Raw genomic sequence first — 23,697 nt, forward strand, 5'->3', positions numbered from 1 at the left:
ATTTCAGAAATTTTATAAAGCGCTTACAAACAACAGGATATATTACGTTTCATGTTCAAGTGAAAAATGGCCCTGAACCCTGTCATGTATCTCAGGCAGAGTTCAGGAGAATAACTCATTTTAGTAAGAAGAAGTGGACTGGCCGCCTTGCATGATTTTCACGCCAGAGCTTGCTCCGATTCGAGTTGCCCCTGCTTCAATCATTTTCTGCATATCTTCCAGACTGCGCACGCCGCCGGATGCTTTAACCCCTACGTCCGGACCAACGGTACGACGCATCAGAGCGATATCTTCCGGAGTTGCCCCACCTGTGGAGAAACCAGTTGATGTTTTCACAAAATCTGCTCCGGCTCTGACAGCCGCTTGACACGCACGTACTTTTTCATCATCTGTCAACAGACAAGTTTCAATAATTACTTTCACCAATGTACCTGCTGCAGCTTCGACAACAGCACGAATGTCCTGCTCTACAACATCATCTTTGCCGTCTTTCAGTGCGCTAATATTGATGACCATATCAACTTCTGTTGCCCCTTTAGCAATAGCATCTTTCGTTTCAAATGCCTTTGTTTCCGAAGTTGACGCCCCCAGAGGGAAACCAATAACTGTACAGATATCTACGCCAGTGCCTTGAAGTTGCTCTGCAGCGTAAGATACCCAGCCCGGATTCACACATACCGATGCAAATTGGTACTGCTTCGCTTCTTCTGTCAGCTTGGTAAGCTCGTTACGAGTTGCGTCTGCACGAAGCAGCGTGTGGTCGATCATTTTGGCTAATTGTGGTGTAGTCAATTGAAATCTCTCCCTTATCTGAACTGGTGAACTTATATCCTTACACTATCATGAACATATGTAAAAATCAACTTGAACATTCGTTCATTTATCATTTGTGGATCGAAAAGTGAACTTTGTGTTACGCCATGAGGAAATTTTACTTGTTCCGTGTTTATTTTCCGCCTTACATAGTAAAACATCCGCCCGGATGTCATGGCAGATGTTGTCACTGTTGAACTTAATATGAAGTTGTGCAGGTGACAAGAATAGCAGCCATATGGGTTGGGTAACCCATCTATTAGCTTTCCTATAAACGAAGCAATGCCTGCGCTGTGTATTGATCCGTAACCAAAATGTTGGCATACTGGCCTTTCAGAGCCGCATGAATCGCTTCAATTTTGCGCCCGCCCCCAGCCACGAGAATGGATTTCTCCTTGTTTCTTAATTCAGCCAAATCAATCCCGACCGTTCTGCTGTTAATCTCCTCACTGATCAAGTGCCCTTCCGCATCAAAAAAACGTGAACAAATATCACCTGCACCAGACTTCATCAGAAGCTCCTGTTCTTGTTCGTTAAAATATCCCAGCTTGAACAGAAGTGCGTCCTCTTTCACGGTTCCTACCGTAAATATGGCGATGTTCGCCTGTCTTCCCAGCTCAACAATGCGTCCAATGTGACGGTCTGCCTCGACCATTTTTTTCACTTCAATATTATCGAAGATCACCGGAAGCGGCAGATACCTGGGAACCGTATGAAACGCTTCGGCAAACAGATGAACAATATCCGCGGCATAGGTGTTTATATGGGAGTGACTTACGCCCCCTTTGAGCTGTACCACTTCTACGCCTTTCACCTGCTTGGGTCTGAGTTGACGTGCGACCGCATGCATTGTTGTTCCCCATGTCACACCGATAATGTCCGCATCCTGCACGGTGTCCTGCAAATAGTCCGCAGCTCTCTTGCTTATATGCTTCTGAATCTCCTCATCACTCTTCAAGGGTGCAAAACATACCAGTGCCGTCTCCAGGTTGTATTTGGCTTTCAGTTCCCCGCCGATAATATCAATATCCTCCAGCGGGTCCATGATTTCAATGCGCACGTACCCTCGGTCTTTGGCATATTGAAGAAGCCTCGACACGGTAGGGCGTGATACGCCCAGTCTTGAGGCAATATCCTGCTGGCTGTAATCGGACTGATAATACAATTTTGCCGCTTCAATGCTTAATCGCTGTTTCTCCAAGTCCATTCCCATGTGCATTCATCTCACTCATCTTATTATCGTTGGAAAATAAAATATAACGTTTGGCCTCAACTTCTGGTATATAGCTGGCTGAACTTGTACGTATAAAGTTCATTTCGCTACAATACTTGTCCTTATATATTATACATATATTAAAGTTTCCATCACTATATTTTGCCAAAAGTCAAATTACATATCACCTTCGCTGTCTCAATGACCAACTTACCCGGTCTTTTACCCAAACGGACGAATAAAAAGTAACATCGCACCCCATACTACTCCAGTCACTGGAGCTGTTTCTTGAGATATATGGACCCATAAATCAACCCACATTGGAAAGTGAGGATACCAAGTTATGTCTACTTTATTGTATATTACTGCCCATCCGCATGATCATCAAACCTCATTCAGTATGGCTGCCGGCAAAGCATTTATTGATGCGTACAAAGAAAGTCATGCCTCAGACGAAATCATTCATCTCGATCTGTACCGTTCCAATATTCCACATATCGATGCGGATGTATTCAGTGGATGGGGCAAGCTACAAGCTGGAGGCGACCTGAGCTCTGAAGAACAGTCCAAGGTACAACGGCTGAATGAACTATCTGACCAGTTCGCGAATGCGGACAAATATGTTTTCGTCTCACCACTTTGGAACTTCTCCTTCCCGCCTGTACTTAAAGCATATATTGATTCGATCTGTGTAGCAGGCAAAACGTTTCGTTATACAGAGCAAGGTCCGGTAGGACTTCTGACGGATAAAAAAGCATTGCATATTCAAGCCCGTGGCGGTGTCTACTCCGAAGGACCAGCGGCTCAGATGGAATCGGGACATCGTTATTTGGGCATCATCATGTCATTTCTAGGTGTACCGAAGCTGGATGGCATCTTTGTTGAAGGTCATAACCAGTTCAAGGATCGTGCAGAGGAGATCAAACAGAAAGGAATTGAAGAAGCGCAGCGTTTTGCCAAGCAGTTCTAAGTAGGATAGACCGAGCCAAACGGCCGTAACCAGTACCAACGATCATCCGCCATGATAAATAAAACCCGCATCACAGCCCTAGACCATAATTCTAGGGTTGATGCGGGTTTTTCATGTAAATCTGCACTGTATAACAGTGTTGTATAACTTATATTAATGCTCAGCCCTTGTGCGCCCCGGCACTGGCACGGCTCATTGTTTCAAGCTTGCGAGTAATCGCATGACGATCTATTTTCAGTCCCCAGATCAACTCGATAATGTGTTCTTTCTCTTCCGGGTGATCGGCTTGTTTTAATTGTAGCAACAATTCATGCATCTGTTCGTTGATGTCTTCAAACTGGTTCCAGAGATCCTGCCGTACTTCGGTAGAATCCACGTGATGGTTCGCATCGACTTCTTCCTTCAATGCTTGCAGAATAGCGTCTTTCCATTCGTCATCACCAAGTTGTTTTGCAATGTTCAGGAGATCCAGATAATCGTCAACAAGAAGAGAGTTCAATTCAGCATATGTTTTCATCGTTTATTGCATCCCCTTTTCGTTCTATTTACCCAGTATTATACTCGGTATTTCAGGTAATGCAATAGTTGTCGAGAAAAAGGGAATCATTTGCTTATCCTCATGTCATATTTTGACGAATCTCATATCTTTGAAATTCTTCCCTTACGACTGCAGAAACTATCCTGTTTTAATATCAAACCAGATCAAGATTTAAGTTGCTGCAGTAGCTGAACTCGATAAGCTTCACTCTCAAGGGATTGAATCTCTTTATATTCTGCGTCAGTCAAAATTTTAGGTTCGCCTGCGGCCTTGGCAATCATATACACCTTGGCACTTTCCTCTACCACTTGTGTACGGTAATAGGCTTCGCGCAGATTTTTGCCTGTCGTAACCAGACCGTGATTGACGAGAATAAGCGCAGAATGTTCGGTCACCTTAGCAGCAACAGCATCGGCGAGAAGCTTGGTCGTTGGCAGTACGTAAGGCACAAATCCGATATCTCCAACCAGGGCGGACTGATCCGGAAACAGGTGCGGAAGATGGTCAAAAACAAGACTTAGGGCTATCGTATAAGCCGGGTGCGTATGCACAATAGCCTGAATATCCGGGTTAGCACGATAGCTGAACAGATGCATGAGGACTTCAGACGAAGGACGGCTGGCTCCTGCTTGTGTCTCTCCTGTCCCCATATCAATCGCGATCCATTCATCCGGCTCCAGTTCCTCTAGCGCGAACCCGCTTGGAGATAAAAGCATCGTATTGCCTGATCGTGCACTAATGTTACCTCCCGGCCCGACAACAAGTCCTTGAGTTACTGCCTTACGGGAATATTTGGTTAGTTCTTCTCTGATCTGCTGTTCAGACATGTTTCTCCCACTCCTTTATTGCTGGTGTTGTTTCCGTTCGTTGAATTGTTGGTACTTTCCATATGCTTCCCGCCAGCACTCTGAATCTTGAGGTGTATACATCTCCGTATCGAAGGAGGCCGATACAATGTCACGGATCTCGGACAAACCACCTACTTCACCGAGAGCCACATACTGAAGCAGGCAATTGCCCGCAGAAGATGCCTCAACGGGTCCAGCAATTACGGGAACACCCGTAGCGTTTGCCGTAAACTGGCATAGCAGGCGATTATGCACACCACCGCCAACCATATGAATCACAGGAGGCCTTACGCCTGTAATCTGTTCAAGCTCATCCAGCGTCTGCCTGAACTCCAGTGCCAGACTTTCCAATATACAGCGAACGATGGCTCCAACGGATTCGGGAACCCGTTGGAAAGTGCGCTCGCAATATTGCCTGATTCGTTTAGGCATATCACCTGGGCTCATAAAAACATCATTTCCCGGCGATACCACCGATTGATGTGCACCTGCTGATACAGCAAGCCGGACTAACTCTTCGTGGGAGTAGAATCGATTTTCCCGTTCCCACTGGCGTTTACACTCCTGAAGCAACCACAGACCTGAACGATTTTTCAGCGTTCTCACCTTACCATTCACGGTTCCTTCATTCGTAAATCCAAGCTCCAGAGCCTGCACACTTAACACAGGAAAATCACGTTCCACCCCCATAAGGGACCAAGTTCCACAGCTAATAAATGCATAGTTCGATTCAGTCGCAGGGATCGCCGCCAGTGCTGAAGCCGTATCATGTGATCCCACGGAAACAACTTTCATGGGACCGGTGCGTAGCTCTCTAACCAGATCGTCTGATAAATGGCCTAGTACAGTCCCTGAGTGAACCAATCGTGGAAATAACGAAACAGGTAAGCCGAGGCGGCTCATTAATGGTTCATTCCATTTCACTTCCCCGCTATGCAACAACCCACTGGTGCTTGCTATCGTATACTCGCATGCTTGCTCGCCAGACAGATAATAGTTAAACAAGTCCGGCAGGAATAATAGACGTGTATCAGCATCGGGATTCATTGTACTATCTTTAGAATTGATCCCACTGTCCTGAAGTTCACCGTATAACTGAAATATCGTATTAATCTGCTGAGGTAGTACACCTGACATCGCATATAGCTCTTGCTCATTGACCATCTGTAGCACATCGTTCATCGATTTCGCATGACGTGCATCACGATAATGACGGGGATTGCAGCGCAATCTTCCCGCACCATCAATCAGTCCGTAATCCACGCCCCAGGTATCCACAGCAATGGATTTTATCCGTCCCGGCATACCTTCAGCGCCTTTGCGTATCCCTTGTTTCAGCTCGTAAAATAAACGAAGGAAATCCCAGTACAATTCATCCCGAAGCTGAACCGGCTCATTAGGAAACCGATACACCTCATGTAGCGTCAGTCTGCGTCCATCTAGAGCGCCCCGTATGACTCGACCGCTGCCAGCACCGAAATCAGCAGCAAGTACATATGCAGCCTGATTACTCATAAGAAAGCCTCCTTAATTCAGCGTCTCAACGATACAACGGTCCAAATACATGACAAGCGCGATAATCTGCTCCCTCCGGCTCACTTGTGCCAAACAATCCCCATGCACGCGGACGGAAAATTTCTGCCTCAGGTACATTGTGCATATTTACGGGGATGCGTAACATCGATGCTAACGTAATCAAATCTGCACCGATATGTCCGTACGAGATGGAACCGTGGTTGGCTCCCCACTGATTCATTACCTCATAGACCGAAGTGAATGCTCCAGAACCCGTCAGAGTTGGGGCAAACCAGGTCGAAGGCCATGTGGGATCGGTACGCTGATCCAGCGTGTCATGAACATGCTCCGGCAGATCCACCGTGTAACCTTGGGCAATCTGTAGCACGGGTCCTAATCCCTTAACAAGATTCAGACGAGTCATAGTCACAGGCATACCGCCTTTGGTCAAAAAGTCAGCCGAGTATCCTCCACCACGGAAATACTCAACGGAAGCCGGTCTCCATGAGGTCGCTTTCAGGCAATGCTGCACCTCTTCATCCGTGATATCCCAAAAAGGTTTGAGAACAGGCTTGCCATCTTTCGATTGTTCCCCCGTTCCATCGAGGGCAGCAGAACCGGAGTTGATCAAATGTAAAATGCCCGCTGCAGCGTGCCCTCCCAGTTGATGACCAGTCACACGCTTCACCGAATCAGGGCTCCAATACGTCCGTACGTCTGCGAAAATTTGAGCCGTATGTGTGAGTAGAGACCCAAACAACATCGACACACCGTTTAAACTGTCATTCTCCGTTGCCACAAGATAGGGTGCACGTTTACCATTCCAATCGAACGTGGAGTTCAGTATAGATTCCAGGAAATCTCCATTAGGGGCATGATCCGTCCATTGCCTCTGGCCTTGAAACCCCGAAACAATGGCATGATGGCCCATGGCCTCTTCTTCATATCCAAGCGCAGCAAGTTTCGGATTTCCTGCCATCAGATCACGTACGATTTGCGTCATTTTAACAACCGTTTCCCACTCGTCGTCTTTGCGTTTTCGATCGGACTGAAGATGCTCCGGATTGTTATCCGCTCCTTCATTGCAATTATCCTTCACCCAGGCAAGTGCCCGCTCGTATTCCTCAGGATCATAGATTTCTTCTTCGATCCGCCGCGTCAATTCGCTCATATCCACATATTCGTTTCGCATGCCCAGATATTCCTGGAAAAAAGAATCATTCACGATGGAACCTGCAATCCCCATCGACACCGAGCCAATAGACAAATACGCCTGCCCCTTCATTGTGGCCGCCGCAAGTCCAGCACGGCTGAACCGGAGCAGCTTGTCACGCACATCATCTGGAATGGTCGTATCACCGCCGTCCTGCACATCTTCACCATAGATGCCGAACGCAGGAATCCCCTTCTGTGCATGTGCAGATAGCACGGCAGCCAAATATACGGCTCCCGGTCGCTCTGTGCCGTTAAAGCCCCAGATAGCCGTCGGTATAGACGGTGACATATCCATCGTTTCCGTACCATAACACCAGCAAGGGGTTACGGTAATCGTTACACCCACATTCGAACGGCTGAACAATGTCGCTGCGGCCGCTGCTTCGGCTACACCGCCGATACAGGTCTCCGCGACCACGCATTCGACTGGAGAACCGTCGGCATAACGAAGCTCGGATGAGATCAGCTCAGCTACAGACGTTGCCATACGCATCGTTTGCTCTTCCAACGACTCACGCACACCCTTGCGTCTACCATCTATTGTGGGACGAATACCAATCTTGGGAAAAGGCTGTTGATAACGATAATCCTGATGAGTCATGCGAGAACGTCCTCCTTTTAGTGCATTTCATTAAATGCATGTGGAATTGAGAATATTCTGACTGAACGATGAGCGACAAAAGAAAAAGAAATCAGATCACACTACCTGGTGGACATTTGCCGATAACCACACGCATCGATTTTATGAATACGTTTACATATCTCTAAAAAAATAAACCACTCTCATTAATCATCATGAAAAATAACGAGAACGGTTGCTGTGTTGACTCAAAGAATGAATTTATAAAGATTATTTTGCAGAAATAACCTATCGAACGATTTATCTTAACTGTACTTCTTAAATCAGATTAAGATAGTGCTTAATCCAGCAATTTAAAAACTAGTTAAGATCTTGGAATGTCTTTCAGGGTTATCGGTAACCCTAACTTACCACGCCCCTATGTTGCTGTCAATTACCATTATCCTTTAAAATGAAAGGACTATGCTGTGGAAAGGTTCGATTCCATTTGATTACAATCTATGATATTGCCAAAAAAGCAAATGTCTCTGCGATGACTGTCTCCAAAGTCATTAATCGCACAGGTCGCATCAGCACGGCTACACGTGAGCGTGTGCAGCAGGTCATCGATGAACTGGGCTACATTCCTAACTCCAATGCACGAAGTCTGGTGTTGCAGCGAACTCATATGCTGTCTTTGCTAATTACGGACATTACCAACCCTTTCTATACAACGCTCGCCCGTGGAGCCGAGGATGCTGCGCATCTTCGGGGTTATCGTGTTTTATTTGGTAACAGTGACGAGGATTATCGAAAAGAAAAAGAGTATGTGGAGGCGATCCTGTCGACACGGGTAGATGGCGTACTCTTTGCACCTGCGGGAGATCGCTCTCTCCCCCATCTGCAACAGTTGCAGGCTCGAAACATTCCATTTGTATTTCTGGATCGAACCGTGCCCGGTATCACTTCGGATGTGATTGCCGGAGACAGCCGTGAAGGCGCAATAGAGCTCATACGTTACCTTATTCAACTTGGACACGAGCACATTGCACTGGTCAACGGGTCTTCCGAAGTTTCGACTGCCAGACTGCGTGAGGATGGTTATATCGAAGGACTGCAGGAAGCAGGGATTACACCTGATCCTTCCCTTATACTCCGTACAAGCTATCGTGATTTTAGTGATGATGAAGGGTTGGAACGTTTACTCTCCAGGTCACAGCAGCCTACAGCTATTTTTGCGGCCAATAATATGCTGGCGATTGGAGTGATCCGTCTGCTCCGCAAACGAGGACTTAAAGTACCCGAGGATATCTCTGTCGTTTGTTTCGATGACCTTGATCTGGCTTCCGCCTTTGATCCTTTTCTGACCGTCATTGCACAACCTGCTTATGAATTCGGATACCAAGGGATGCAGATGCTGATTGACCGGATTGAAGGAAAACTGTCATCTGCCGCTGAAACGATGATCTTGTCTTCCGAGCTGCGAATACGTACATCCGCTTCTGTTCCGCCTACTAATTAATGTTATACAAATTTAACTAGAGTTTACGCAGTCTACTCCGATGACCAAGTTCGAGAAAAAAGACAAAAAAACAGGACGTTCTCGAGATGAACTGCCCCCCAATTGTTAGTCATTATCAACAATTGGAGGTGCAGTTCACTCTGGTCATCCTGTTTTTTTAATATGATCAATTTAAGCATTTATTCGATACAAGTGTATGTCTATTAGCTCTCTTATAACGGATAAGTGCATCTCTTGGCGTGATTATCGTTCTGACTGTAGCGCAAGAGCAATCTCACGCACAAGACCCGGAAACCAATCCATAAGCGTTTCAAATGTATGCCCTGCTTGCTCTGCTTTAGCTGTATCCATCGTCCATGACTGGTGCACTCCGAAAGGCGACATATCTTCGTCTACGGTTTGCTTCAGAATCTGAGCCTGCATTCCCGTCACCGTTTCGATTAACTGCATCATCGATGCGAGTGTAATCGCCCCCTTGGACGCGGCATTCACAGGTCCAGTTAACGACACATTACCAAGCCAGGCAAGGAACCTTGCCGCTTCCGTTGAATTAATAAACCCAATCTCGGCAGCGGGATTCGGCATGCCTATCGGTTTTCCTTGTTGTACATGTTTGATATGAAAATGAAGCCGTCTCGTATAATCATCCATACCAAGTACAATAGGGATACGCATGGCCGCTACCGGGAAGGACGCCGTTTGGAAAAAGACAGCTTCGGCAAGCCGTTTGCCTTCACCGTATGCAAAGTCCTCCTTGTTACCATACTGCAGTGGATACGTATATGGATCAAAATCCGTTTCCACAAATCCTTCTCTTGGTTCCCCATACACCGAAAGTGTAGAGGTTAACACATATCTTTTAGTACGTCCGGCAAATGCTTCACATGCAGCCTTGGCTTCATTCGGAGAATAACAGATATTATCGTAGACGATATCCCACTCATCCGACTGTGCAACCTCTGCTACAGACTGAGGGTTTTCCCGATCCATCCGAATTCGCTTCAATTCCGCTCCAAAATCGACCTCCGTCTGTCCACGAGTCGCAATCGTGATCTCGGACTTCCCTTCCCAGATCAGATGATCCACAAGTCGTTTACCGAAGAAACGTGTACCTCCAAGAATAAGAACCTTTTTCATCTCGTTTCCCTCCCATCTTAATCTGTCTAAAGTGAAGGCTTTCTTATCCGAAGCATCGTATGAGCATTACGCTGAAATTCATATGACGTTCTAACTTCAGATAGAAGATAACCCTTTTTTTCCAAAAACACCTTCAGTTCATCCATATGTTCGTAACGCTTGCCTGTCAGATCTACTGTCGGAAAAATACGTACTTCATGCTTTGTGACACGTAACATCTCTAATAACGTTCGAACATGAAAATCAAAATTCAACCGATCTGCATAAGTAAATAAGAAATGTGCGGATAAGGTCAAATCAAACTGTTCATCATTGAAAGGCAGCTCAGGCAATACCGTGGCTACGTAACATTCAGGATGCTCTCTCATATCTTTCACACAATCCGTAATCGCGCGCAGTCGTTCTTGCCTCAACCCTTCAATCGTGCCGAAATGATCCCAGACATACATCCCTTGAACAGCTTGGATCTGTTTCATCGTATGTTCAATATCCTGAAACCCCTTCGTTCCTAGTTCATTCATGCCGTACTGGTAAACGATATCTGACGCTACAGCATGAGCCCCAAGCTTCCGAGCCTGACCACTGAAGGAACATGCGCCTCCAGGGCAATCCAGGATGTTCTGGCCTGCAAGCTCCTCCCTAGTCAGATCAAACATAAGCATGTATTCCTCAAACGTTCTTCCTATAAAAACAATCTGGGACAGTTCCAGACCGCTCTCTTCATGCTGATGCATCTGTTTGCTGCGTTTCCTGTCTCTGATGATGTCTTCCGAATGTTCCCACTCTTCTCCGCTCTGCTGATCGTTCACGATCCTCTGCTCTTCTCGGCTCATCTCGTTCGCTTCCTCTCTTCTAAACTCTCTCGTTTAATCATTGGGGAAAACAAGACCAATCTGTTGCCTGATCTGATCCATGACCTTCATCGTTTGATAGGAGCGTTCGTACGTATTCATAGTGGATTCTATTTTCCCTTGTTGCACCAGATTCACGAACTCCTCCACTTCATAATACATCGCGGGATGTGGCTGTTCCACCGTCAGTACCTCAATCGTACCGTCATTATAACGAATTTCTGCATGTTCCGGCGATCCAATCTTGTCGATGATGATACTTCCGCGCTCACCCATAATTTCGCTAGGTACGTGTGAATTGGCGATTTTGGAGTACGTTACGACCGCATCCATTCCATCATAATTCAGCAACACACTGCCTTGCCCGTCAACGCCGGATTCCAGCATCATGGCTTGAGATTGAACCTGGTTTGGTGCTCCGAATAACGTAATGAGTGGATATAAACAATATACACCCAGATCCATTAATGCCCCATTAGCGAGCTCAGGCTTAAAGGCATTTAACACAATACCTTCCTTGTACTTGTCATAACGTGAAGAATACTGCGAATAACCCGCTATGTACTTGCGAACAGGGCCGATTTTAGGCAAATGTTGCTCTACACTTTTAAAAACCGGAACGAGAGTGGACTTCATCGCTTCCATCAGCAGCACGTCATGCTTGCGAGCTGTCTCAATCATACTGTGTACTTCTGCCGCATTCGCCGCAAGAGGTTTCTCACACAGTACATGCTTGCCATTTTTCAAAAAAATCTCTGCTTGTTGTGCATGGAGTGTATTCGGCGTGGCAATATACACTGCATCCAGCGCATCACTAGCTGCCATTTCTTCCAAATCCGTAAAACGATAGGCTGCTTCATACCGATCTGCAAATGCGTTAGCCTTATCTTCTGTCCGCGAATATACCGCCGTTAGCTGAAAGCCTTGCACTTGAACTGCAGATTCCAGCAGCCTTTCCGTAATCCAGTTGGTACCTACTACACCGAATCGAACCATATTTATCTACCTCTTTCGTCTATGACTGATGTTTGTTATTTGTTGTTGGATATTTGTTCAATGGTTAGATAATAAGATGATCTCTGCTTCATAACCTATCCTGTACATTGTAGCGTATATTTCAGCAGGAATGAAGAAAGAGCTAATCTCATTCCTTCCGTAGAAAGATTCAATACCATGTGTTTTCATTATATCAGTTGAACTTTTCATTTACACAGACACGGAGAGGACAGAGAAAACCTGGAAAAGCGAAGCGCTCGCCTAAAAGCTTTCTGCAAGAAAGCTGCATCGGAAGCATACGCTTATCACCGGATTTTCCCTTTGTAAAAGGGAATTCAAGAAATCTGGGGATAACCGCTACTCTTCAGGTTGTTCTGTCATCGCAGTGTTCCGGGTAAATATCTGTTATTCAACTTATATAGTTACAATATTGATATCTTGCGATTTCAATCCGAAACTTCGTCATTTCTCGATCATGCAGGGTATAATTAAAGCAGAGGTGAATCTGATGAAACCCACAGAGCAACATGATACCCTGCCTTCATGGATTCCCCATGAGTACTGGGAAGCGATAATCCAGAATGATCACACGTACGATGGTACGTTTTTCTACGCGGTACAAACAACCGGTATTTTCTGTCGTCCCTCGTGCAGATCAAGAGCACCCAAATCGGACAATGTCCTGATTTTTCAAAATGCCGAACAAGCGCTAGCTCACAAATTCAGACCGTGCAAACGCTGTAAACCTACAGGAGAACGGGTGCCAGATCAAGAGTGGATTTACGGAATTACGGAGTATATAGCGAAGCACTACACGGAACCATTGACGCTGGATGTACTTGCTGCTGCTAGCCATGGAAGTCCTTACCATCTGCATCGGGTGTTCAAACGCATTACGGGTCAAACCCCGGTTCAATATATCCAAGCGAAACGTATCAGCGAAGCTCAAGCTCTTCTTGAACATACACATTTAACCGTTAACGAAATCGCACGCCAAGTAGGGATATCTAATCCGGCTTATTTCATTTCCGTTTTTCGTAAGCACACCGGATGTACTCCTGCACATTACAGAGAAAGGCATGACAGCTCATGAAGGCTCAATTGGCTTACAAGGTGCCCAAGACATTATTAAACAAAGGCACGGGCTTCCTGAATGGTTACACCCATACCTTGAATCCTTATACCGGTTGTACCTTCGGATGTTCGTACTGCTACGTTAGACAGATGCCTGTCAACTTATTTCGTAAGGAAGACTGGGGAAGCTGGGTTGATGTGAAAAAAGAAGCCTCCGGCATTCTCGCCAAAGAATTGCAGCGAGCCCGTAAGAAAGGAAAAATAACAATATTCATGTCGTCCAGCACCGACCCGTATCAACCCGTCGAAGCTCAGGAACAAATCACACGTTCATTGCTGGAAACGATGCTGATCGAACCGCCGGATTTTGTTTTGGTGCAGACCCGAAGTCCGCTGGTTACTCGTGATATTGATGTCCTGCAGAAACTCGGTGAACGTGTGCGAGTGAGCATGACCGTCGAAACCGATCAAGACGATATTAGGAAGCACTTTACCCCCTCTGCGCCACCTATTTCAGGTCGCTTACACGCACTTAAGCTACTACGGGAAGCTGGCGTCCCGACTCAAGCAGCTATTGCACCTGTATTGCCGAGCAGTGAACAGTTTGCGTCTACACTGAGGCCGCTTGTTCAGCGCGTGTGCATTGATGACTATTTTATGGGTGACGGTAGCGAAGGCAAGCGCACACGGAGACTTGGGATGGAGGCTCTCTATCAGGAGGTCGGAATGCAGCACTGGTATCAGCCGGATGCTTACCAAACGGTTGTGGAGCGAATGCAGACGCATTTTGCAGAACAGGATATCTATATAAGTCAGGCCGGATTTGAGCCTTGATTATAAATACATTTTGCTAAATGTCAGATCAAGCAACGGTAATCTCTGCAGTGTGCACCTGGTGTATAAAATGTTTGATACACAAAACGGCCTCTTTCCCATTTTCTTGGAAAGAGGCCGTTTGTTTCTGTTTACACGTGAAAGAAGTTATACACTTCTTACTGATCCAACGTATATAGTGGCAGGTTCACTGGCAACGCCGCTGGACGTTGACATGTGCTCTGCATTTTGTAAAAAGTCTGCTCATCCGAAGAGTCATGGAAAGCCCACATGGCTTCAAGCACGTGGTAGGCCAGCTCGCCGCTCGCTCGGTGCGCGCGACCACTTTGAACAGCATACGCCATATCCGCCACGCCGATGCCACGCGTATTTTGCTGGTATCCTGGAAGAAGCGGAGCCTCTGTCCATTCATGTTCCCCCATCAAACGATAACGGACTGGGCCGCCAAAAGTGTTCGGGTCAGGGACTTGCAACGTGCCATGCGTTCCGTAAATCTCAATCGGAGGCAATGCACTTCCGCCAAATACATCAAAGCTTGTAATCAGCGTACCGATGGCTCCCTGCTCAAATTGGAGCAGACCGGTGACATGGGTTGGAATGTCAACGGGGATGATCTGGCCTCTCTTTTTCTCACTCGTAATCGTTCGCTCTGTCATCGCTTTACCCGTCATTCCCGCAATGGACTTAATCGGCCCCAGCAATTGAACAAGCGCGGTCAGATAATAAGGCCCCATATCAAACATCGGCCCTCCACCGCTTGCATAATAGAATTCCGGATCAGGATGCCAGAACTCATGTCCCCGGCTCATCATAAAGGCTGTTGCAGCTACCGGCTTCCCGATGATACCATCCTCTACGAGCTGTAGTGCTGTCTGGATGCCTGAACCGAAGAAGGTTTCAGGTGCACAGCCTACAAGAAGGCCTTTGCGTTTGGCTGTTTCTAGTACAGCCTGCCCTTCTTCACGGGTAACCGCGAGTGGTTTTTCGACATATACGTGTTTGCCCGATTCCAGCGCACGTATGCATACTTCGGCATGCACGGCAGGAATCGTCAGATTGATGATCAACTCGATCTCGGGACTCGCAAACATTTCGTCCACCGTGTATACGTTAGGAACGTTGTATGCAGCAGCCTGCTCCTCTGCCCGATTCCGATCCAGGTCGGCGACCGCAACCAGCTCAAGCACCTCGAAACGATGGCAGTTCTCCATATAGATGCCGCTGATCTTACCACAGCCGATAATACCTACTTTCATTGTTTTCATGCCCTTGCTCCCTTCGCCGTGGATCTGATATGTGTTTAAAGTTCTCTTATGGATGTCATGTGAGTACGAAATTGCGAACTTACAGATTGACTGGAATAATTAACTATAGAAGATTAGGTTTGGTTGTCTGCCATACCTGTGTATACCTCTGTTGTTGCATCCGTTTTGCGACTCTTCGCCAGCTCCTTACCTGCGGCTGTCCAGAGGAAACCACTGCGCATCATCTCGGTTACGGGTTTCATATCTACGATGTCTGCATGGTGTCCTAGTGAATTGTAAAATACCCGTCCTGCACCCCAGCGCTTCGTCCATGCTACTGGCATATCGACAGGCCCATTGGCAGCGTGAGGCCCGGATACAATCGGGAAACGGGTGGTTGCCAGCACTTCTACAGCCGGGTCAACGTGCAAGTAGTACTGCTCACTTTTCACCTGAAAATCTTCAATATGTTCGAAAAGCGGGCTGGAGCCTCGCTTCATATTCACCATATATTCGACCCCGTCGTTACCTGGATGAGCTACCCACTGTCCGCCTGTCATAAACTGCCAGTCTACGTTGTTACGGAACGCGTCACACATCCCTCCATGCAGACCCGCAAGACCCACACCGCTCTGTACAGCCGCCGAAACGTTATTCACCAGCTCCTGTTCAATCTGCCCCATCGTCCATAGAGGCACAATCAGATCCAGACCGAGCAATTTCTCTGCGTCCGCATACGACTCCAAGGTGTCAGATACTTCGACCTCGAACTGCTCTTCTTTTAAGATACGCTCAAAAATGGCTGCTACTTGCTCCGGCTCATGTCCATCCCAGCCGCCCCATACAATCAGTGCTTTTTTCATTGCTAGATCCTCGCTTTCGATACATTTTTTTGATGCTTCCTTGGATCTGAAAATCGGAATCGGACTAAAGCTCGTTATCACATCGTTACATCTCTTCAAGAGTTACCCAGCGACGCTCCGTTACCGAACGTTCTACGGCTTCAAGTACTGCTTGGCAGGCAACTCCATCATGGAAGTTTGGCGACGGCTGACGGCCTTCCGAAATAGCGGTTACAAGTTCCAACATTTCATGTGTGAATGTGTGTTCAAAACCAATCGTATGTCCCGCAGGCCACCAAGCCTCGGCATATTTATGTGCAGGATCGGTAGCCAGCACGCGGCGGAAGCCCTGCACATCTTCATCATCCTTCGTGAAGTAGACTTCCAGTTCGTTCATACGTTCAAAGTCAAAACGCACACTGCCCAAGCTACCGTTAATCTCAAAAGAGTTCGTGCTACGATGTCCGGCAGCGAATCGAGTCGCTTCGAAACTGCCAAGCGCCCCACCTGCGAATCTCGCCAGGAACAACGTGGCGTCATCCACTGTTACTTCACCTTTAGGTGCATCTGCACTTGAACTGCCTTTGGCACTAAGACCCGTCATCTCGGAAGCGAGCGGACGTTCTTTGATGAACGTTTCACTCATGCCAATAACCTCCTGGAATTCACCAACGAGGAAACGAGCGAGGTCAATTAAGTGAGCACCGAGATCACCGTGTGAACCGGAACCTGCGACTTCTTTTTGCAGACGCCAAACGAGTGGGAAGTTCGGGTCCAGAATCCAGTCCTGAAGGAAAAACGCACGGAAATGATAGATTTTGCCCAGCCGTCCACTTTCGATCAGATCCTTCGCAAGCTGCACGGCTGGGGAGAAACGATAGTTAAACCCGACCATATGGGTTATACCTGCATCTTCTGCAGCCTGAAGCATCTCGCGGGAGTCAGCTAGCGAAAGCGCGAGTGGCTTTTCGCAGAACAAGTGCTTGCCTTGACGTGCTGCCTCCAGCGCAATTTCCTTATGAGCATCACTTGGAGCATTGATGTCAATGAGGTCGATGTCATCCCGTTTGACCAGTTCACGCCAATCCGTGACGCTCTCAGCCCAACCAAACTGGTTTGCCGCCGCCTGAACTCCCTGCTCATTTCGACCGCATATGACTGACATTTCAGGCTGTAGCGGTGCAGATGGGAAAAACATGGGCAGACTGCGATAGGCATTACTATGGGCCTTCCCCATAAATTTGTATCCAACCATTCCTACACGAAGACGTTTTGACATAATCATTTCCTCCCTTAATAGAATGAAAAAACATGGGTATAGAATGAAAGTACCATTTCATAGAAGGTAACTAACGGATCTGCTTGGCTCTACTCTTCAACATGACGGTTGGAAGAAGCACGAATAATCAATTCTGTGGGTAAAAGGGTTCGTAACGAGTCAAAAGATACTGTAGAATGATACCCTTTCGAATCTCTTGCATCAGCTATGCCACTCGTACCTTGCATCAGCTTGGACACAGCAAGCTCCCCCATCTCGAAAAAGGGAACCCTGACGCTGCTCAGCGCGGGAACAGCCATCTCGGCCGCATCCGAGTCATCATAACCAACAAATGCCGGGAAATCCTGAGTACGTACTCCTCGTTCCCGCAAGCCATGCATTACACCAATGGCCATCCGATCATTCGCTGCGAACACGGCATCAATCTCATGCAAACGATCAGCTATAGAGGCTGACGCCTCAATGCCACTCCGCCTGCTGTAGTTGCCTTCAAATAACAGACTAGAATCCAGCTCCATGCCCGCTTCATGCAGCCCCAATCGCACGCCCTCCAATCGATCCTGACTGTTCGAATAGCTGTCGGGTCCATTCAAAAAGGCGATTCTACGATGTCCCTGATCGGTAAGATGACGTATAGCAAGCCTGCTTCCCTCTACATGATCAGCATCCACTTCCATGAATGACTCATTCGCAAAATGCTGATTCATAACGCAGAACGGATGCCCTTCCCGATCCAGTTGCTGCATGGCCGCCAGCTCATCCTGATCATGTCTCGCACCAAGAATGATACAGGCATCAATTTTCTGTCTACGGAACAAATCGGTATAATTCATAACCTCACCTGCGGTTTGAAACATGACCAGCAGATCAAGGCCGTTATCTCTCGCTTTGCTTCCGATACCACTTAACATTTCCGAGAAAAAATAGGCTGAAAACAGATGTGCCTTAGGAACATATGGCAACACAACGCCCAAATTGCCGCTCTTACTTCTGGCGAAGCTACGAGCAAGTGCACTCGGTACATAGCCTAGCCGCTCGGATGCTTCAAGTACCCTGCGGCGAGTCTCTTCCCTGATGGGTCCAACACCATTTAAAACTCTGGACACCGTCGCTTCGGAAACCCCCGCAAGCTCAGCGACTTCTCTGCGAGAAGCCATGTCCGTCACCTCCTTCAGATGAAATGTGCACGTAAAAATCAAAAAATCATCGAGAACACCCATTTATGTACGCGCGTACATTTTCTCATGCCATGTAACCGTTGTCAATGCAAAAACAACAAAAAGAATAAGGAATTCAGGATTCACCTTTTTCCTCATTCTTATTTGTCAATAATGTAGATCACAGGTACGTACTATGAATTTAATATATAGATGAAGTAAACATTTTAACCATTTGTAATTACGCTTGCTTCTTTGGCAGACTGACTGAATTCAGCCTGTTCCATCTCTTTAGTCAATTTCCGGATCATGCGATCTGATGGCTCGGAGGAAGCCTGAAGCTTACGAACCTTATGCAGTACCTCTTTGTTCGGCAGGAAATGCAGGGAACGAATAAAACGAATGGTTTTCGTTTTGGCACGCATGACAATCGAATCTGTCTCCGCCCGGTCATCTGCAAGATAACGCACGCCGCCAAGAATTTCACCAGGCGTTACTCCCGTTGCGGCAAAAATAACGTCCTCTGTACCGATCATGTCTTCCATCGTCAACACTTTGTAAGGGTTATCAATTCCCATCTGCAAGCAACGCTGGAATTCATCTGCATTGGCTGGCATCAAACGGCCTTGAATCTCGCCTCCGAGGCAGGACAAGGCTGCTGCAGCCAGCACGCCTTCAGGGGCACCACCTGATCCAACATACAGGTCAATACCCGCTTCCGGGAAAGCTGGAGCCATCGCTCCCGCAACGTCGCCGTCACTAAGGAATTTGATCCGCACGCCAACTTTGCGAAGCGTTTTAATCGTGCTCTCATGCCTTACTCGATCAAGGATCATGACCGTGAGATCGGAGATATTTTTATTTAGAGCAACAGCCGCTTTTTCCAGGGTCACCTCAATCGGATCTTCAATGCTGACTTTGCCTACCAGTGCAGGACCAACGGCCAGCTTCTCCATATACATGTCCGGAGCGTGGAGCAGATTTCCTTTTCCCGCCACCGCAATAACGGATAGTGCATTGTTCAGCCCTTTAGCAACAATGTCTGTACCTTCCAAAGGATCAACAGCGACGTCAACCTCCGGTCCCTCCGCATTGCCGACTTGTTCACCGATGTACAACATTGGGGCTTCATCCATCTCCCCTTCCCCAATCACGACCGTGCCTCGAATGGACACGGAATCGAACATGGCACGCATGGCCAAAGTAGCCGCTTCGTCTGCACTATTCTTGTCGCCTCTTCCCATCCAAGGAGCTGAAGCTAAAGCCGCCAATTCTGTTACTCTGACAATTTCCAACGCCAGTTCGCGTTCCATGGTTGCCACTTCCTTTCTGATTTCCCACAGCATAACTTGAAGGTCATCTGAAAATCTATCGCAAATCCATATCAAATCAATCTATAAATAGCGTAGCATCAGCTTTTCTCTGGCATTTCCCTTATTTTTCTATTTATTAGACAAGTTAATTTAACTTGATTTAGGGGTAGGCTTATAGCGCGTATAACTTCCTTTTTTTGTATTAAAACATTAATATTTTTCCCAATTTTAATTATCGTTTTCTTCTCTCCTGTATCCTTAGGAGATTAGTGTTGCTATTCTACACTTATGGAGTGTTGTAACCCTAGCTCTGACTGCCATTTGAGCCAATAGGTCAGATGATTGACCTGCTCATTTTCAGTAGAATCGAAAACGATTTTCGGGAAACAATCTGATGTATAAAAGTTTCAACTAAAATGGAAGTTTGTTCACTGCAACGGAGTGTATCTTCTGTGTCTGAATACAGTTTATAAAGAGTCTATTTTAGTATTAATCAGGACTTTAGCATTTTCTAATACCATAGATGTCGTCTATAAAGGATATCGAAAAATATAAGTTTACATAATATTTATTATGTTCGCATTTTCGTTATTATACTCATACATATTACATATACTACCAAAAGTATAACTTTCTAAAATAAAACATAACTCCCTTAAGTCTCGGATTTTTATCCATAAGCATCCAAACACATAATAAAACAAGACCGGATCAGTTCAACAAGAAACTGACCCGGTCTGCTTGTTTTCGATTAAGGTTCCACACCCCATACCAACTGATCACTTACGTACCCGGTTATTTTGCTGTGATTAGCATATTGATTCCCCGTTGCCATGAAAGAATAATCATCGGACTGATTGTAATTAGACCAGTTATTTTTAGAAAACCGAGCTTGTATCTCTGCACTTTCACCCGGATTCAGCACTCCGGCGTTACTAGTGAACCCTAGTTCAACATAATAGTCAGCGCCAGTTACTGGTGTGTCCAGCTTGACGAAGGTACTGGTAACGTTGGCACTTCCTACACTTGCCCAATCGGACCAGAAGGTCTGTGCTTGCTCACCATCAATCGTATAATAGTACCGTACCTTTACATCACTGAGATGAATAGCCGTATTCCCGGAATTAATCAGCTTGAACTTGGGAGCGATCCCGTTCGTTGAAGCACTCGTATTGCCGTTATACGCCTGAATCGTTAGCTTGCTGTCGGGTGGTACAACAACAACGGAACTGTCGACTACATTCAATTTAAGAACGGCATCTTTACCCTGATCGAAATGAAAAGTCAGACTCGTTTGCCCGAGAGGTAGTGTTGTAAGATAGGCTTGCTTCAGCACCACTGTTGATTCAGACGCCGTATAATGCTGGCCGGAAGCCAGATTCACCCCTCCCTTAGAAATGCCCGTAAGCTGATGTCCGTTCAAGGTGAGTGAAATCGTAATATCCTGCGCATGACTTGTTGCCTTATCAAAGGTCGCACTTTCGGGTGAGATGACCGCACTCGGATTGGGCTGGTTCGCCTTTAGATCCGGCAACTCATCCAGAGTAATGACATAATCGCTTTGATAGAGCGTTTTTAATGTGGCAGCATAGTTGAACGCTTCGCTCATCAGATGCTCGCCGTACCACGGAAGGAAATAAAGCCAGCCCGCTTTTTCCTCTGTCAGATTTTTCACGCTTGGAACAGTATCGTTCTCTGTCATTGCCACCATTTTTTTGCCATTGGTCAAGTTCACCAGCTGATAAAATGTGGACGTGATGGCATCCTCGTTAGGCACACCGGATAATCCATCGTAACGATTGTAGATCGTATTGTATTTGTCAAAGCCCACAAGATCTACCTGATCATCCCCCGGATACCAAGCTGGTGAAGTACTGTAAACGTAGCTGTTGTAAGTCCAGATCAGGTTATGCAGGTCATACGTTTCGGTCAGCTCGGTGTAGATCATATCCCACAGTTTTTTATACACATCTGCTCCAGCAGAAGCCCACCAGAACCAAGCTCCCTCTCCGTTCAATCCGCCGTTTCCTTCTGCTTCATGGTAAGGACGGAAAATAACCGGCACATCATTATCCTGTAATATCTGCAGTTGCTCCGCCAGGTCTTCAATCGTCATCATCACATACTGATACTCCTTCGTACCTGGAATGACAGCTTTTGCGGTATCAAAATTCGTTTCGGTTGGTTTGTAGGTCGCCTCTTTCCAATCGACAAAATCGCCAAGCTGATACGTAGTAAAGTTACGCGGCACATTGATATGCCAAGATGCGGTTGCAATGCCTCCGCGGTTATTCACCCAATCGATCAATCGATCAGTTGTACCATCTTCCCAGCCATACAGCGGGTTGTAGTTCATAAAATCAAATCCCCGGATAGCCGGATATTTACCCGTCAGATCATGTATCCACTCAAACTCCAGCTCAGAATTCCCGTCATTCCCTCCTCCATAGATCTCCTGTTGTCCCGATATGATTTTGTGTCCGTATACCTCCGTTAAATAATTCATTAAAAGCTGCGTTTCTGGTGTAGCCTGAGAATCCGTGAGCACAGGCTGCACATTCAATGGATCAAGATCGGCATAGTCCACCGTGAACGTATCAAAATATGCATAACCCCAACCAGCCTTCAGTTGAATTGTGTTGCTTCCCTTGTTTAATTTGTGAAAACCAAAATCATAATCCGACCATGTTGTCGTATAGGGAAGCATGTAAGAACCTTTCGTTACCCCGTTCACTGCCAAGTATTGAAGTCTGCCGTCCATACTAAGCTCCTGCATATAACGGGTGGAAATACTGTACATCCCCGTTTCGGGAACAGTTACATCTAATGTGATCGTTCCAGATCCCTGCATCCAGACAAATCCGCTTCCCGAGTAACCTGGCTTCGGCTGTCCGTAAATCTGAGTTACCACTTGCAAATCCGAGGTTAATTGTGCATCTTCACCTTCAATCTTAAGCAGCGGGGCATCCGCTTGCGCAGGTGCAGGCAATGCCAGCATACCCAACAACAAGGTACTGACCAGCATGATTGCCAATGCTTTTTGAATCCTCTCCCTCCATCCATTCTTCGTTCCCATCTCCATTCGGACCTTCATTGCCATCTCCCTTTCCATCTGAAATGTGAGAGCGAAATGTGCATAACCCCAATCATGATGGCGCTTTCATATGTAAACATATCATGAGTGGATAAAATTGTAAATATATGGTTATATAGATCAGTCATCACTATATGTATCAAGAAAAAATAATTATTCTATCCCAATAAAACTTTACAAACTCACATTCCGAAAACGCTTAAATTTACATTTAAAAACACTATGTTTTTCACAATCTAGTCATGCTTATGTAACTAAGCTCTTCATTCATCTTTCATTCATCTGACACCTGAATAAACATAACTTATTCTTTTTTTATCCCCTGATATCCAAGTAATCAGGAATTCGGGTGATGTGCCTTTACTTTTGTCCAAGGCGAACTCTTCCACGTTTTTCGTTATGTCCAAAAGGTAGTGACCATCAGGTGACGACACATCATGATATTCGATCGTATCGTTAGGGTATACAACCATAACTTTTACGTTGCTTGCTTTTTTCGCTGGAAACATATCAAACGTTACGGTTGCTTTGTACATTCCGTTATCTCCCCCATAACTTTCGACCACCTGGCTCGTATTTACGACGGCCTCATTATTCTCAATGTAATTTGCAAGCAACATGATCACAAGCAGACTTAACACGGTTCCCAGAAACAAATGCTTTTTCTTCATCATAATCCCCCC

General features: G+C 46.4%; 20 protein-coding genes. 4 read left to right on the forward strand and 16 right to left on the reverse strand.

Annotated features, from left to right (window positions below):
• Window positions 1-120 precede the first annotated feature (120 nt).
• Window positions 121-768: a deoxyribose-phosphate aldolase gene (gene deoC / locus ACT89M_RS15920; RefSeq protein ID WP_154958012.1), complete on the reverse strand. Its 648-nt coding sequence runs from the start codon at window positions 766-768 to the stop codon at window positions 121-123.
• A gap of 313 nt (window positions 769-1,081) precedes the next feature.
• A complete protein-coding gene (gene deoR, locus ACT89M_RS15925) occupies window positions 1,082-2,020 on the reverse strand; it encodes a DNA-binding transcriptional repressor DeoR (RefSeq protein ID WP_090924853.1) in 939 nt (312 codons plus the stop codon).
• Window positions 2,021-2,369: 349 nt separating this feature from the next.
• Here deoR and ACT89M_RS15930 point away from each other — a divergent pair, with 349 nt between their 5' ends.
• Window positions 2,370-2,996, forward strand: a complete 627-nt coding sequence (locus tag ACT89M_RS15930; protein WP_487344743.1) for an FMN-dependent NADH-azoreductase — start codon at window positions 2,370-2,372, stop codon at window positions 2,994-2,996.
• 160 nt (window positions 2,997-3,156) lie between these two features.
• Here ACT89M_RS15930 and ACT89M_RS15935 read toward each other — a convergent pair whose 3' ends face one another.
• The 4 genes from ACT89M_RS15935 to ACT89M_RS15950 all read right to left on the reverse strand — a co-directional run bounded on the left by ACT89M_RS15935 (window position 3,157) and on the right by ACT89M_RS15950 (window position 7,713).
• Window positions 3,157-3,513: a hypothetical protein gene (locus ACT89M_RS15935; protein WP_487344744.1), complete on the reverse strand. Its 357-nt coding sequence runs from the start codon at window positions 3,511-3,513 to the stop codon at window positions 3,157-3,159.
• 185 nt (window positions 3,514-3,698) lie between these two features.
• Window positions 3,699-4,361 carry a class II aldolase/adducin family protein gene (locus ACT89M_RS15940; protein ID WP_341180960.1) on the reverse strand — a complete coding sequence of 221 codons (663 nt, stop codon included), beginning with the start codon at window positions 4,359-4,361 and terminating at the stop codon, window positions 3,699-3,701.
• A 15-nt stretch (window positions 4,362-4,376) separates the two neighbouring features.
• The gene (locus tag ACT89M_RS15945) at window positions 4,377-5,897 is read right to left on the reverse strand and encodes a rhamnulokinase (RefSeq protein WP_341180961.1); all 1,521 of its coding nucleotides are present in this window, start codon (window positions 5,895-5,897) and stop codon (window positions 4,377-4,379) included.
• Between the two features lie 25 nt (window positions 5,898-5,922).
• Complete coding sequence (locus ACT89M_RS15950) at window positions 5,923-7,713, reverse strand: L-fucose isomerase (protein ID WP_487344745.1); 1,791 nt, start codon at window positions 7,711-7,713, stop codon at window positions 5,923-5,925.
• Window positions 7,714-8,179: 466 nt separating this feature from the next.
• On the opposite strand from ACT89M_RS15950, the gene ACT89M_RS15955 reads away from it, so the two are divergent.
• A complete protein-coding gene (locus ACT89M_RS15955; protein WP_487344746.1) occupies window positions 8,180-9,193 on the forward strand; it encodes a LacI family DNA-binding transcriptional regulator in 1,014 nt (337 codons plus the stop codon).
• A 243-nt stretch (window positions 9,194-9,436) separates the two neighbouring features.
• On the opposite strand, the gene ACT89M_RS15960 is transcribed toward ACT89M_RS15955, so the two are convergent.
• From ACT89M_RS15960 to ACT89M_RS15970, 3 genes are read right to left on the reverse strand one after another with little or no spacing between them, the layout of a single operon-like run.
• The gene (locus tag ACT89M_RS15960) at window positions 9,437-10,330 is read right to left on the reverse strand and encodes an NAD-dependent epimerase/dehydratase family protein (RefSeq protein ID WP_487344747.1); all 894 of its coding nucleotides are present in this window, start codon (window positions 10,328-10,330) and stop codon (window positions 9,437-9,439) included.
• Between the two features lie 26 nt (window positions 10,331-10,356).
• The gene (locus tag ACT89M_RS15965; RefSeq protein ID WP_308721709.1) at window positions 10,357-11,163 is read right to left on the reverse strand and encodes an SAM-dependent methyltransferase; all 807 of its coding nucleotides are present in this window, start codon (window positions 11,161-11,163) and stop codon (window positions 10,357-10,359) included.
• Between the two features lie 33 nt (window positions 11,164-11,196).
• Window positions 11,197-12,177, reverse strand: coding sequence for a Gfo/Idh/MocA family protein (locus ACT89M_RS15970; RefSeq protein WP_308721708.1), 981 nt, complete (start codon window positions 12,175-12,177; stop codon window positions 11,197-11,199).
• A gap of 508 nt (window positions 12,178-12,685) precedes the next feature.
• Here ACT89M_RS15970 and ACT89M_RS15975 point away from each other — a divergent pair.
• Entirely contained in the window at window positions 12,686-13,270 is a 585-nt protein-coding gene (locus ACT89M_RS15975) for a bifunctional transcriptional activator/DNA repair enzyme AdaA (RefSeq protein ID WP_308722006.1), read from the forward strand.
• Entirely contained in the window at window positions 13,267-14,085 is an 819-nt protein-coding gene (locus tag ACT89M_RS15980; protein WP_308721707.1) for an SPL family radical SAM protein, read from the forward strand. The genes ACT89M_RS15975 and ACT89M_RS15980 overlap by 4 nt, the downstream gene beginning before the upstream one ends.
• Before the next feature lie 158 nt (window positions 14,086-14,243).
• On the opposite strand, the gene ACT89M_RS15985 is transcribed toward ACT89M_RS15980, so the two are convergent.
• From ACT89M_RS15985 to ACT89M_RS16015, 7 genes are all read right to left on the reverse strand, one after another.
• Complete coding sequence (locus ACT89M_RS15985; RefSeq protein ID WP_154983453.1) at window positions 14,244-15,350, reverse strand: Gfo/Idh/MocA family protein; 1,107 nt, start codon at window positions 15,348-15,350, stop codon at window positions 14,244-14,246.
• 113 nt (window positions 15,351-15,463) lie between these two features.
• Window positions 15,464-16,192: a ThuA domain-containing protein gene (locus tag ACT89M_RS15990; protein ID WP_154983454.1), complete on the reverse strand. Its 729-nt coding sequence runs from the start codon at window positions 16,190-16,192 to the stop codon at window positions 15,464-15,466.
• 85 nt (window positions 16,193-16,277) lie between these two features.
• A complete protein-coding gene (locus tag ACT89M_RS15995) occupies window positions 16,278-17,450 on the reverse strand; it encodes a Gfo/Idh/MocA family protein (protein WP_154890369.1) in 1,173 nt (390 codons plus the stop codon).
• 89 nt (window positions 17,451-17,539) lie between these two features.
• On the reverse strand, window positions 17,540-18,607 hold the full coding sequence (locus ACT89M_RS16000; RefSeq protein WP_154890370.1) for a LacI family DNA-binding transcriptional regulator: 1,068 nt from the start codon (window positions 18,605-18,607) through the stop codon (window positions 17,540-17,542).
• 227 nt (window positions 18,608-18,834) lie between these two features.
• Window positions 18,835-19,920 (reverse strand): class II fructose-bisphosphatase, encoded by a 1,086-nt coding sequence (gene glpX / locus ACT89M_RS16005; RefSeq protein ID WP_308721706.1) that lies wholly within the window; start codon window positions 19,918-19,920, stop codon window positions 18,835-18,837.
• Between the two features lie 751 nt (window positions 19,921-20,671).
• Window positions 20,672-22,945, reverse strand: coding sequence for a glycosyl hydrolase (locus ACT89M_RS16010; RefSeq protein ID WP_487344748.1), 2,274 nt, complete (start codon window positions 22,943-22,945; stop codon window positions 20,672-20,674).
• A gap of 347 nt (window positions 22,946-23,292) precedes the next feature.
• Window positions 23,293-23,688 (reverse strand): hypothetical protein, encoded by a 396-nt coding sequence (locus ACT89M_RS16015; protein WP_308721704.1) that lies wholly within the window; start codon window positions 23,686-23,688, stop codon window positions 23,293-23,295.
• Between the last annotated feature and the right edge of the window lie 9 nt (window positions 23,689-23,697).

This window comes from Paenibacillus sp. NN59 (assembly GCF_057597225.1).